Below are 237 nucleotides of genomic sequence, written 5' to 3'. Positions count from 1 at the left end.
CATAACATCTGTCGGTTACGTTATAAGTCAGTTGGATTGAGCCTCCACAAATATTTGGCATTGTAGTTGGACCCGTAAAACCGCCTTGTGGATTACATCCACCGCTAACACCAAAACTTCCTAACCAGGCGGCATACGCCGCATTGATGTCCGCTTCACTTGCACAGGCTGAGATGCTTGCATCTTGAACATTGCTCACCACAACAGCTGGTGCTGGGGTAATGGTAAAGGTAGCTG

At 48.1% G+C, this 237-nt stretch carries 1 protein-coding gene; it reads right to left on the bottom strand.

Features of this window, described 5'->3' with window-relative positions; all coding sequences use genetic code 11:
* Window positions 1-237: hypothetical protein (locus tag EQG63_RS12305; protein ID WP_164974517.1), on the bottom strand; the 237-nt coding region annotated here is incomplete at both ends.

Source organism: Flavobacterium amnicola, assembly GCF_004122165.1.
Lineage (GTDB): Bacteria > Bacteroidota > Bacteroidia > Flavobacteriales > Flavobacteriaceae > Flavobacterium > Flavobacterium amnicola.
The sequence above is the reverse complement of the archived record's forward strand: the minus strand, read 5'-3'. Positions and strand labels throughout refer to the sequence as shown.